Raw genomic sequence first — 12,663 nt, 5'->3', positions numbered from 1 at the left:
TCTGCTCGCCCGTTTTGTGGAACCTGTCCTTTTCTCCTAACGTCAACAATCTATTCTTAAACTCTTGTAATCGCTCAAAAATAGATGCTCATGTCTTCAAAATCTTTCCGAAAATCCTTAACAACAACTTGGCAAAGCATCAGTGCTATCACTGCTACAGCGACACTCATCGCCCTCAGTTTTTGGAATAGTCCAGTTTTAGCAGCCGATCCCTTTCGTGAGGGAGATAAAGCCCGACAAATTGGAGAGAATACAGAAGCCGCTTTTAAGGCAATGTTTGAACGGGGAAACTATCAAGATGCCCAATGGTATCTCGAACAAGCAAAGTCGGAAGAATCAGACGAACCGATGATTTATGCCTTGCTGGCTTCTTTAGCTTATCAACAGCAAGATTGGCAGGGTTTAAAAACCTATTCGAGCCAAACCATGACCGCCGCAAAAGCCTTACAAAGTCGCGATTTAGTGCGAAGTAATCTTTATATTGCGATCGCTTACTTTCTAGACGGGGCTTATATTTTATCCACAGAAGGCACGTTCAAAGGTGCGCCCGTTGCCCTAAATCTGCTTCAGGATGTTTTCAAACATATGGATGCCGCAGCTCAAGTCGATTCAACTGACCCAGAACTGAATTTAATTCGCGGCTATATGGATATATTTTTAGCTCTCAATCTGCCGTTTTCTGATCCTCAATCCGCTATCCAAAAACTCGAACAACATGGCAGTCCCCGTCATCTTGCCTATCGAGGTCTGGCTTTAGCTTATCGGGATTTAGATCAACATGAAAAAGCCTTAGAGTTTATTAATAAAGCGATAGAAGAAGTGCCGAATAATCCCGAAGTTCTCTATATTAAAGCACAACTTCTCTCTTCTATTGCTCGACGAAATAACAATAATACCTTAACCTTAACAGAAGCCAAAAACAACTTTCAAGCCGCTTTAGCCCAACCCCAACAACTCCCGAAAACCATTGTTGCTCAAATCTTTTACGAACAATGTAAGACTCTCAACCGCATTGATAATCAAAGTCGTGCTTGTGATCCAATGCGAGATACAATCAGATCAATAAATAGCCCGTGGGGGCCTGTTCCTGAGCAAATGCCCTCCTTGTAAACCCCATCAACGAGCAATTCTATGGATATTCTATTTCGCGAATGTAATCCCTTTGATTTGTGGATTTGGCTGAGATTTAGTACCGTTCCCTCCATGACTGAACGCCAATATATTGAAGAAGTTTTTGATTCCTGGTTTCTCTTAGGAAAATTGGGAGGATTTAATGCAGAAAATCTGCAAGTTCAAGAGTGTGGAGTCGATCTCAACTACATGACCTATGATACAGATAGCAGCGAGAGTAGCATGATGGCACTCATGCACAATATGGGGGAAATAGAATATCAAGGACTTTGGGTGAGATGTTGGTTTGACTTAGGAACCACTGACTCTTTTTCCCTCGATATTTTGATTAATGCTTTCCAACAACTGAGTAAAGAATACGTCACCATTGAAGAATTAATTATTGGCGGACAAAATGAAGATTGGCCTGTTGATGAAGATTACAAAAATTCAACGTTTGCAGACTATAACTAACCGTCTAAATCGAGCATTAACTGCAAAATAATTCAAGGGATTGGGGGAATTATGGGGAAGAAAATTCGGGTATTAGCTTTAGGATTAATTCAAGATAAAAACCGCTTGTTTTTATCCCAAGGTTATGATCCTATCAAGCAAGAAACCTTTTATCGGGCTTTAGGGGGCGGTGTAGACTTTGGAGAACAGAGTCGAGACGCTTTACAACGAGAATTTTTAGAAGAAATTCAAGCAGCCCTAACCAATATTCAGTATTTAGGCTGCTTAGAAAGTCTCTTTGTCTACAAAGATAAACCCGGACATGAAATCATTCAACTCTATAAATGTGACTTTGCCGATCCGAAATTTTATCAGATCGAACAACTCACTTTTAAAGAAGGAAAACGCGAAAACATCGCACTTTGGGTTCCACTCTCAGGCTTTTTATCCGGTGAACTGACTTTATATCCTGAAAACTTTCTGGAATATTGTCTGAAGCCAAATTAACACCTTTAAAACAAAGAGATTTGCTGCTGCATCGCAGGATTTTCATAGCCTAAATCGGGCGGTAAATTTCTTTGTTGAGAAGCTCGAACTGCGAGGCGATCGCAGCATTCATTTTCTAGATTTCCCGCATGACCTTTCACCCAAACCAATTTTACCTCATGCTGTGAACAAAGTTCTAATAACTGTTCCCAAAGATCAGGATTCATCGCCCATTCTTTGCTATTGCGTTTCCAGCCATTGGCTTTCCAGCGTTTAGCCCAACCTTTTTCGATCGCATCAATCACATATTTTGAATCACTATACAGCGTGACTCTACTTTTTGTCTCTAAAGCTTGGAGTCCAACAATAGCCGCCATCATTTCCATCCGGTTATTGGTTGTTAACTGAAAACCCCCCGATAATTCCTGTCGATCATCTCCCTGAATTAATACAATACCATAACCACCCGGCCCCGGATTTCCCAAACAAGCCCCATCCGTATAAAGGGTGACTTCCTCCATTTGTGATGAATCTTTTCGAGTTTCTTGCGTTTTTTTAACAGGTGGAGCCGGAGCGAAATTTTCTGTTAAAATAGCTGTAGTCTTGGTGTCGGGTTCATGCCGTTGGGAAACCTGTAAATTCAGCGTCACACTTTCACGAAATAGGCGAATCATCTTTAATAGATGTGGCCGATATTCAGGAGGTGTCGCTGCAATTTCCGAGAAAAACTCATCAATTTCAAATTGAGAATATTTCTTAACAGGTTTAGAGAAAACGTCATCCTGATTTTCATTGGGTTGAGACATCATTTAATCTAGCACTCTACACAGCATCAGCTCCATTTCATTTTAAAACGTGAGCGCACCTTTTTTACTGAAAAATCCAATTGCCTGAATCTATCTCAAGATAGAGATATCTAACCCCTGGCTCATCTTAAGCTAGAATAGACAATCTACCCAAATTTCAGTACCCCTGTCACCGATTAGATATCCCTCGTTACACCAATTAACAGAAGACACCAACTCCATCTCCAGCCGAAAACATTTGCCTCGGATCTGCCGATCTTGCCTGAAAGAGTTAATATCGGAAAAAATAGATCTAGTCAACCCTTGGAATTCGCGTTATATTTATTGTTAAAATAGAGCGATAGCAGGATACCGTCAAGCTAAAATATCAGTTTAATCTGGACTCACTGACCACCTGTTTTTTGACTCAAAACTTAGCCTAGAAACACAAAAAAATCTATGGGTTCTGCTTCATCAGTGGAGGAAAAAAGACCGTGAAAGCAACATCACCCGATCCATTTCAAGCTGGAGGTGAAATGGGGAAAATAATCCGATCGCAGAATTGGTCGCCAACTCCCCTGGGTGCCGTTGAACAATGGTCTGTACAGCTCAAAACGATTTTAAATCTTGTTTTAAATACCTGTCATCCTCAGTTTATCCTCTGGGGAAATGAACAGATTTTACTCTACAATGATGCCTATTATTCAATTTGGGGTAAAATTCAGCCTCTCTCTACCTTGGGTCAACCGTTGAATTCTTGTTGGTCGGAAATGAGCCAGGAAATCGCTTCAGATCTACAAGAGATTTTAGAAACTAGACAAGCAATTTTGCGGGAAAATAAACAATTTAATTCACAATTATTCAGTTCCAAAAAACAGCGTTATTTTAACATCTCTTATAGTCCGATTTTGGGTCAAACGGGTGAAGTCGCCGGAGTATTGGGAACGCTGATCGAAACCACCTCTCAAACCCTTAGCCAACCTCAGTTCAATCAAAGTTACAAGATATTAGAACGAATTACTGATGCTTTTGTTGCCTTAGATCGAAATTGGCGTTATACCTACATTAATCAAGAAGCCGCTCGTTTGTTGGGATATACTCGGGAAGAATTGCTGGGTAAAGAACTCTGGAAAGATGTATTTTCTGAGGAGGCAGAACATCCGGCAACGCAACAATTGCGTCTAGCCATGAGAGAACAAATCCCCCTACAATTAGAAACGTTTTCGTCGGTGCTTAATCGCTATTTAGAAATCAACGCCTGTCCATCAGAAGAAGGAATTTCTGTTTATTTTCGAGATATTAGCAAACGCAAACAAATCGAATCCCAACTGCGTTCGAGTGAAGAATTTAACCGTCGGATTATCGAAAGCAGCATGGACTGTATCAAAGTGTTAGACTTAGAAGGGCGACTGCTGTTGATAAACTCCGGCGGACAATACCTGTTAGAAATCAATAATATTCAGCCCTATTTGCATCAACCTTGGGTGGAATTTTGGCAAGATGGCGATCGCGAAAAAGCAGAAATAGCCCTAACTCAAGCACGAATAGGAAAAACCAGTCGCTTTCAAGGCTATTGTCCGAGTCAAACAGGTAAACCAAAATGGTGGGATGTGTTGCTCACTCCCATCTTTGGAAGTCAAGGAAAAGTCGAACAAATTCTGGCGTTATCCCGAGAGATTACTAACTTAAAACAAGCAGAAGATTTGCTGCGAACCAGCGAAAGCCTCTATCGAACTCTCAGTGATGCAGTCCCCGACTTTATCTGGTCTTGTGATAGTAAAGGACAAACTGATTTTGTTAACTCACGCTGGATAGAATACACGGGTTTAACCCTAGAAGAACTGAATAAAAAAGGCTTACAACAGATTAACCATCCCGATGACTATCCCTACTTACAAGAAGCCTGGGATCAAGCCAAACAACAAGGAACAGCTTTTGAAGCGGAATTTCGTTATCGCCGCCATGACGGGGTTTATCGTTGGTTTATGGGTCGTGCGGTTCCCCTCAAAGACGAAAGCGGAAACATCATAAAATGGATAGGCATCACCACAGACATCCACGAACGCAAACAAGCCGAAGCCGAACGAGAGCAACTTCTCCAACAGCTTGAAACCGAACGCTCCCGGATGAGAGCCATCTTACAGCAAATGCCAGCCGGAGTCCTAATCGCGGATGCTGAAACCGAAGAATTAGTCCTGGCGAACCAACAAGTAGAAGAGATACTGGGCTACTCCTACGCCCTAGAATGGCAGTTAGAAGCCTACGATCAAGACGTCACCTTTGAGGGTTTTCATCCCAATGGACAGCCTTATCGTCCCGATGAATATCCCCTCATGCGATCGCTACGGACAGGCGAAGTGGTTTTAGGCGAAGAAATCGAAATTCACCGAGCAGATGGTCAGCGCATCATTATTGATGTGAATTCTAGCCCGATTCGAGATCAACAAGGAGAGATTTTAGCAGCCGTTGTTGTGTTTCGAGATATTACCTATCAACGGCAAGCAGAACTGGCGCTGAGACGGGGTGAAGAACGATTTCGCGCCCTGATCGAACAGGCACCCGATGCTGTATTAATCGCCGATCTCCAAGGCACCTATATCGATGTGAATAACAACGCCTGTAACTTACTCGGTTATTCACGAGAAGAACTGATTGGTAAGCAAATCCTAGAGATTATTCCCCCCAAAGATCAACCTCGACTCGAAGCCGTCAAACAATCCTTACTGCTGGGGAATACCCACGTCGAAGAATGGACGCTGATTAGAAAAGATGGCACTATCGTTCCCGTTGAAATCAGTACCAAAATATTACCCGATGGCCGCTGGCAAGCCTTTGTTCGAGATATTAGCGAACGCCAACAGACCCAAGAAGCCCTACAAACCAGCGAAGAACGATTTCGACAAATGGCAGAAAATGTTGAAGATGTCTTCTGGATCGCCCAAATGCAAGACTACAAAGTTCTCTACGTTAGTCCCGCCTATGAAACACTCTGGGGATATTCCTGTGAAAGTCTTTATGCAAATCCCTATAAATGGATGGAAATGATCCATCCCGAAGATCGTTCAAAAGCTGAAGTCGCCTTTACCGAACAGGTTAAAACCGGTCGATGTGCGGTTGAATTTCGGGTGATTCGTCCCGATGGTTCTATTCGGTGGATACGCGATCGCGGTTTTCCCATTCCCGAAGAAGACGGTCAAATTCGCCGAGTCGCCGGAATTGCAGAAGATATTACCGAACGAAAACAAGCCGAAGCCGCCTTAAAACAACGAGAAGAAGAACTGCGCTTAATTACCGATGCAGTTCCGGCTTTAATCGCCTACGTTGATCGCGATCAACGGTATCGCTTTGTTAATCGGGCTTATTCTGATTGGTTTGGGCATCTCCCGGAAAACATTATCGGTCAGCATCTTGCTGAATTTCTTGGGGAAACCGCCTATCAGTTCATGCGTCCTGATGTCGAGTCCGCACTCGCTGGAGAACCCGTAACGGCTGAACTCTTGATGCCCTTTAAATATGGCGGCCCCCGCTATGTTCGTCGTCAATATATTCCCAATATTGCCAGTGATGCTACGGTAACAGGATTTTATGCACTGATTACTGACATTACCACCTTAAAGCAAACCGAAGAAGCCCTTCGCCAGAGTGAACAACGCTATCGATCTCTTGTCTCCATTCTCAGTTCGATAGTTTGGATCGCTGACCCCGAAGGTCAATTTATTCAGCCTCAGCCCGCCTGGGAAACCTACACCGGACAAAGCTGGAGTGAACATCAAAACTGGGGCTGGTTACAAGCGATTCATTCGGATGACCAAGAGCGAGTCAAATCCCTGTGGATACAAGCACGAGATAGCAAAACCCTGTATCAGTCTGAAGGACGGATCTGGAATACTGCAACCCAGAAATATCGCTACTTTGAAGCCAAGGGAATCCCATTGTTTAACTCGGATGGTTCGCTCCGAGAATGGGTCGGGACGATCACCGATGTAGACCATCGCAAGCGATCAGAAGTGGCACTGCGTCAGAGTGAAGAACGATTTCGGCAATTGGCGGAAAATATCGAGGATGTTTTCTGGATCATGGATATGCAGGAGATTAAAATTCTTTATGTCAGTCCTGCCTATGAACGCATCTGGGGAAATTCCCTGCAAAGCCTTTGCAATAATCCCTATGACTGGTTAGAGACGATTCATCCTGAAGATCAAGAGCGCGTTAGACGAGCCTTTTTTGAACAGGCTGTTGAAGGTCAATTTAGTCAAGAATATCGCATTGTTCGTTCCGATGGTTCCGTTCGTTGGATTCGCGATCGCTCGTTTCCCATTTACAATGAACAGGGTGTAATTCGTCGGGTTGCTAGGATTGCTGAAGATATTACCCCAGCCAAACAAGTTGAAGCGGCTCTGCGACGCAGTGAACAACAATTTCGCGTCGCTCAAGAGTTATCACTGTATGCGTTTACCATCCTCAAAAGTATACGGGATAAAACCGGAGAGATCATTGACTTTGAATGGATTTACGTTAATCCCAAAGCCGCAGAAGCCCTCAAACGTCCCGCAGAAGATCTCCTCGGTCAACGACTTTTAGAGGTTTTACCCGGAAACCAGTTCCACTTTAATTTGTTTAAACGTTATGTTGAAGTTGTTGAAACAGGTGAACCTGACGATATTGAGCTTTTCTACGATGCTGACGGGATTAGAGGTTGGTTTCACAATATGGCGGTTAAATTAGAAGATGGGGTAGCAGTTTCCTTTAGCAATATTAGCGATCGCAAACAAGCAGAAGTGGCGTTACGTTTAAGTGAAGCCAACGCCCGAGCTAGAGCAGAAGAACTCGAAGCCTTGATGGAAGCGGTTCCGGCGGCTATTTGGATAGCCCATGATCGCCACTGTCATCAGATGAGCGCCAACTTAACGGCTTATGAACTGATGCGGATGTTTCCCGGTTCAGTGCCAACGGCGACTCCGGCTGATGGAAAAAACCCTCTACCTTTCAAGCAACAAATTAATGGCAAAAATATTCCCCCCCAGGAGTTACCCATGCAGAAAGCCGGACGAACAGGTGAGGAAGTCGAAGGGGAATTAGAATTTATTTTTGATTCTGGGGAGGTTCGTTATATCTACGGTAAAGCGGTGCCGTTGCGAGATGACAATGGACAAGTGCGGGGAGTGATTGGAGCGTTTTTGGATATGACGGAACGCAAACGCGCTGAAGAAGCCCTACAAGCCAGTGAAGAACGGTTCCGGTTAGCGACTCGGGCGGTAACAGGGATTGTCTATGACTGGGATCTGCAAACCAACCACGTCTATCGATCGGAAGGTTTGCGTCAACTGATTGGTCTAGGCCCGGAAGAGGTTCCTCAAGATCGAGATTGGTGGAGTGAACGGATGCACCCCGAGGATCGTTTAGTGATTCAACCTCAGATGTTGTCAAATATAGACAATGGCTTTGATCGCTATAGTTTTGAATATCGAGTTCGCCATGAGGATGGACATTGGGTTGATGTTTGGGATCGAGGGTATATTCTTCGCGATCGCAAAGGTGAGTTAGTTCGGGTTGTTGGTTCGACGGCTGATATTAGCGATCGCAAACGAGCCGAAGCCGAACGAGACCAACTTCTCGCCCGTGAACGCGCCGCTAGAGAAGAAGCAGAGGCCGCTAACCGCATCAAAGATGAATTTTTGGCGGTTTTGTCTCACGAATTGCGATCGCCGTTAAATCCGATTCTGGGTTGGGCGAATTTGCTTCAGCGTCAAAAGGTGGATGACAAAATCCTCCATCAAGCGTTGACAACGATTGAGCGCAATGTCAAGCTACAAGTGCAGTTGATTGATGATTTGTTAGATGTTTCTCGGATTCTACGCGGTAAGCTGAACTTAAATCGCTCATCGGTTGATCTGAGAATTGTGATCATCTCGGCTGTGGAAACTGTTCGTCTGGCTGCCGAAGCGAAGTCCATTGAGATTAAAACTCACCTCTATCCTCAAGTCGGACAAGTTCTCGGTGATGCGGGGCGTTTACAACAAATTGTCTGGAATTTGCTCTCCAATAGCGTTAAATTTAGTTCGATTGGCGCCAAAGTAGATATCTGGTTAGAACAAGTCGGGACTGAGGCTCAAATTCGCGTCAAAGATGCAGGTAAGGGAATTAGTCCTGAATTTTTACCTCATGTCTTTGAATATTTCCGTCAGGAAGATGGAACGACGACGCGCAAGTTTGGCGGACTGGGCTTAGGATTGGCTATAGTTCGTTATATTACCGAAATGCACGGCGGAACAGTGCAAGCGGATAGTCCCGGTGAAGGACAGGGAGCTACTTTTATTGTCAAGTTTCCCCTGATTCCTCAAAACGGCGAATCTGCCAAAAATGACCAAACTCTAGATGCTGAGTCTTTCAACCCTAAGTGCTTGCAGGGAATTCGGATTTTAATTGCTGAGGATGAAGCGGATACCCGAGATTTTCTCACTTTAATGTTAAAACAAGCGGGTGCAACGGTGATTGCTGTTGATTCTGCAATAGAAGCCCTGAAAGCGTTTATGCGTTCGACTCCCGATATTTTAGTCAGTGATATTGGGATGCCTGCAATGGATGGTTATCAGTTAATGAAGCAAGTTCGATCTTTGTATAAGAATAGATCAGACCAACAAATGCCTGCGATCGCATTAACGGCTTATGCGGGAGAAAGTGATTTTCATAAAGCCATTGCTGCCGGGTTTAACCAACATATTTGTAAGCCTGTTGAACCGGATCGTTTAATTACAGCGATTCTTGATTTAGTTAATCGGTAAAGCAGTTATAGCAAATATTTAAGGATATTATATGATTTTTGAAAAAGTCACCTGATCAATTATATCATTCAAACGGCATAAAATGTTATTTTAATTTTGACTATTAATTCTTAACCCTTGACATTTTATATTTATCAGTATTTAATGCTATAAGAAGGGCAGAAACGATTTTCATCTCCGGATGTCATAAATGTCCAAGTTTAAAAATTGTAGGGATAATTTGATCATGCCAGAGAACAATTCTACCTCAAAGTCTTCAGCAGTCTCCTATCGAGATCGTCTGAATCCCTGGACAATCACTCGTTTACTTCCCAACTTAGAACGTACAGTCATAGGTCGATTCCGCAGTCGGTCTAATGCCGAGGGTCACTTACAACATTTGAAACAGGTTCTCCCGAAAGCTTCCTTTACCCTCGCTTTTGATTCTCAATCAGAAGAAATACAAGATTAGATTTAGTTATAGCAAATAAATTTAGCAATCTGCGATCGCGTTTCTGAGGTTTAGAAGTGCGATCGCACCTATTTGAGTTAACAGTCTACCTATTAAACCGTTGTAAACTCGGTAAATTTCCGTTCTTCCGATGGAAAAACGCTAAGATAATATCTTCTGATTGCATGGAAGAACAGCCTAAAAAACTTAGAATTTCAATGACAATTGGTTTTATTCGTTAATAATATTAGATTCTAAGGTTTCCTCAAGAGTGAAAGGTGATTCTTTTGGAAAAAAAATTAATTTAATTTTGGTTTCATCCGATGCTTTGAAACGTGCTTTTTGATAACAGTCCTCAAATACTTCTGAAAGCAGAGGTTTCAAACTAGGACTATCTTCTAGTAATTCTTCAATACAAATCCGTTGTTCGGTGATGGTACTGCGCCAACTTTCATTACGTTTTTCAGGCTGATAATGCCATTTTAGCAGGTGCATTAACAGTATAATCAAACGACTTTTTAATTCTCGTTTCTCACTTCTCCCCATACTTTCAACTTCTTCAATTAAATTCGGAATATCTACCTCATTGAATTGATTTTCCTTCAACTGTTGAGCCGTTTTTTGTGTCCACAGGTAAAAGTCTTGTTCATAGAGATTATTGTGTATTTTCATAAGTTTTTACCAAAAACGATCAATATAAATACTGTATATTAATTCATCAAATGGTTGTAAACATGGAAATAACTAGAGTTTTTAATTGTTCAATGCTGAGATTGGATAGAGGTTGTGGTAACATGATCTTTATTCAGCACGGTTATTATCATTATAGTCTAACAATGTTCAGCGCGATCGCATTCATTAACCTGTAGCTTGGGTTTCACTGCGTTCAACCCAACAGTTTTAAACGATAAGCCAATTCAGATTAATTGTGATAAAATCAATTAAAATTAACCCAAAAAAATAATGATATGAAAATTAAAGTGATTGTTTGGCAAGAAGATAACGTTTGGTGTGCGAGTGTTCCTGCGTTACCGGGTTGTCATACTTGGGGTGAGAGTTACGAAAATTTAATGGAAATGGTTAAAGAGGCGATCGAAGCGTGGTTAGAAGTAGCCAGTGAACAACAGTCTCAAAACTAACAAACAAAAATTAGCAGTTATTCTATTCAGTAAAATCTGTAATCGGAATCAGTGTAACACCGCAATTAATCGCAGCATTAAGTTGGCGATCATCAACCGTAATTAAAGGATAATCTAACTGCAATGCCAAAGCAATATATAGAGAATCATAAATAGCCAATTGATGAGTTAACCCAATATCTAATGCAGAAGAGAGTAAGTAATTAACAGAAGCTATATTAAAAGGGATAGATTGTAAATCCAGAATCAGTAATTGTGCTTGTTCTTCTGGAAGTCCATAAAATCTGACTTGTTTCCAGATGACATTTGTACATTCTAGTAAGCAAAATTCAGGAATGTAAAACCGATCTCCTTTCAAGAGACGATTAAAAAGCATTCTGACTTGTGGAGTATATTCTTGCTGAATAAATCGCTGAATTACAATACTCGCATCAATAATATAATGATTCATTATTGATGACGCTCCTCCTGCAAGAGTTTTAAGGTAGAAGGTGCAGAGGAAGGGGGATTCCAAATATGAGAGTCAATCGAGTTAAAGAGTTCTTGCAATTGCTGTTGATTGGGAGTTTTTTGTATAACTTGATGTTGGCTCAGTCTTTCATCAACAATAGAAATAACTAGGCCTTTTAATTGTTCAATGCTGAGATTGGATAGAGGTTGTGGTAACATAATCTTGATTCTGCACAATTATTATCATTATATTCTAACAATCTTCAGTGCGATCGCCTTTTAACCTGTAGGTTGGGTTGAACGCAGTGAAACCCAACATTTTTTTTCTATTAGACAAGAGAATGACATTTAGCTTCGATAGGGTCATCGCCTCTTAACCTGTAGGCTGTATTGAACGCAATGAAACCTAACGCTGTGACTTAATCAAAAAGTCAGGTTTAGCATTTACTCGTACTCTACTACAAACTCTCCATAATTTTTTGTAAAACTTCCTGCAAATTCTCTCTAACATCTTGATTTGTAACTCGCAATATCTTTAACCCTCTAGCTGATAAAATTTGATCTCTTTCTTGATCAGATTCAAGCTGTTGGTTATGAATTTCGCCATCAACTTCTATAACTAATTTTGCTTTATGACAGTAAAAATCTACAATAAAACCGTCAATAATTTGCTGACGGCGAAAGTGTAATCCTTTGATGTTATTCCTTCTTAACTGTTCCCAGAGTATTTTTTCTTCTGGTGTCATTTCTTTGCGTAGCTGTTTTGAACGTTGATATTTTTCAGGGGTTATTTTTTGTCCGATAACAATGTTTTTTGCTTCCATTTTGATATTTTTTTGAGATTAGGTTTGACCTCTCCCCCAACCCCTCTCCAATCCCCCCTTGATCCCCCCTTAAAAAGGGCAGGGCTGTTTCATTCTAAAATTTTGCGATCGCGAGGAGCTAAAATTGGAAGCAGTTTCACCCCTTTTTTCTTCAGAACACCTAAAATCTTAGAAAAACATAGCGATCGCCTGACTCAAACGGCT

General features: G+C 41.8%; 11 protein-coding genes. 6 read left to right on the top strand and 5 right to left on the bottom strand.

From position 1 onward, the window contains the following. Positions 1-90 precede the first annotated feature (90 nt). From VB836_RS28095 to VB836_RS28085, 3 genes are read left to right on the top strand one after another with little or no spacing between them, the layout of a single operon-like run. Positions 91-1,110: a Sll0314/Alr1548 family TPR repeat-containing protein gene (locus tag VB836_RS28095; RefSeq protein ID WP_046281278.1), complete on the top strand. Its 1,020-nt coding sequence runs from the start codon at positions 91-93 to the stop codon at positions 1,108-1,110. Positions 1,111-1,131: 21 nt separating this feature from the next. Further along, positions 1,132-1,584: a DUF3531 family protein gene (locus VB836_RS28090; protein ID WP_046281279.1), complete on the top strand. Its 453-nt coding sequence runs from the start codon at positions 1,132-1,134 to the stop codon at positions 1,582-1,584. Between the two features lie 51 nt (positions 1,585-1,635). After that, positions 1,636-2,070 carry an NUDIX hydrolase gene (locus tag VB836_RS28085; protein ID WP_323224549.1) on the top strand — a complete coding sequence of 145 codons (435 nt, stop codon included), beginning with the start codon at positions 1,636-1,638 and terminating at the stop codon, positions 2,068-2,070. Between the two features lie 5 nt (positions 2,071-2,075). Here VB836_RS28085 and rnhA read toward each other — a convergent pair whose 3' ends face one another. Further along, positions 2,076-2,858: a ribonuclease HI gene (gene rnhA / locus VB836_RS30535; RefSeq protein WP_323224548.1), complete on the bottom strand. Its 783-nt coding sequence runs from the start codon at positions 2,856-2,858 to the stop codon at positions 2,076-2,078. 470 nt (positions 2,859-3,328) lie between these two features. Between rnhA and VB836_RS28075 the strand changes: the two genes are divergently transcribed. Next, positions 3,329-9,616, top strand: a complete 6,288-nt coding sequence (locus VB836_RS28075) for a PAS domain S-box protein (protein WP_323224546.1) — start codon at positions 3,329-3,331, stop codon at positions 9,614-9,616. A gap of 226 nt (positions 9,617-9,842) precedes the next feature. Next, a complete protein-coding gene (locus VB836_RS28070; RefSeq protein ID WP_046277531.1) occupies positions 9,843-10,067 on the top strand; it encodes a hypothetical protein in 225 nt (74 codons plus the stop codon). Between the two features lie 210 nt (positions 10,068-10,277). Here the strand turns inward: VB836_RS28070 and VB836_RS28065 are convergent, their stop codons facing one another. Then, a complete protein-coding gene (locus VB836_RS28065) occupies positions 10,278-10,718 on the bottom strand; it encodes a DUF29 domain-containing protein (RefSeq protein WP_046277526.1) in 441 nt (146 codons plus the stop codon). A 296-nt stretch (positions 10,719-11,014) separates the two neighbouring features. Between VB836_RS28065 and VB836_RS28060 the strand changes: the two genes are divergently transcribed. After that, positions 11,015-11,185, top strand: a complete 171-nt coding sequence (locus VB836_RS28060) for a type II toxin-antitoxin system HicB family antitoxin (RefSeq protein WP_323224544.1) — start codon at positions 11,015-11,017, stop codon at positions 11,183-11,185. 22 nt (positions 11,186-11,207) lie between these two features. On the opposite strand, the gene VB836_RS28055 is transcribed toward VB836_RS28060, so the two are convergent. From VB836_RS28055 to VB836_RS28045, 3 genes are all read right to left on the bottom strand, one after another. Then, the gene (locus VB836_RS28055) at positions 11,208-11,636 is read right to left on the bottom strand and encodes a type II toxin-antitoxin system VapC family toxin (RefSeq protein ID WP_323224542.1); all 429 of its coding nucleotides are present in this window, start codon (positions 11,634-11,636) and stop codon (positions 11,208-11,210) included. After that, positions 11,636-11,854: a hypothetical protein gene (locus VB836_RS28050; RefSeq protein ID WP_323224540.1), complete on the bottom strand. Its 219-nt coding sequence runs from the start codon at positions 11,852-11,854 to the stop codon at positions 11,636-11,638. The genes VB836_RS28055 and VB836_RS28050 overlap by 1 nt, the downstream gene beginning before the upstream one ends. 239 nt (positions 11,855-12,093) lie before the next feature. Next, positions 12,094-12,459: an endonuclease domain-containing protein gene (locus VB836_RS28045; RefSeq protein ID WP_323224538.1), complete on the bottom strand. Its 366-nt coding sequence runs from the start codon at positions 12,457-12,459 to the stop codon at positions 12,094-12,096. Positions 12,460-12,663 lie beyond the last annotated feature (204 nt).

The organism is Limnoraphis robusta BA-68 BA1 (genome assembly GCF_034932365.1).
Lineage (GTDB): Bacteria > Cyanobacteriota > Cyanobacteriia > Cyanobacteriales > Microcoleaceae > Capilliphycus > Capilliphycus robustus.
This window is presented reverse-complemented; position numbering and strand designations above follow the sequence as displayed.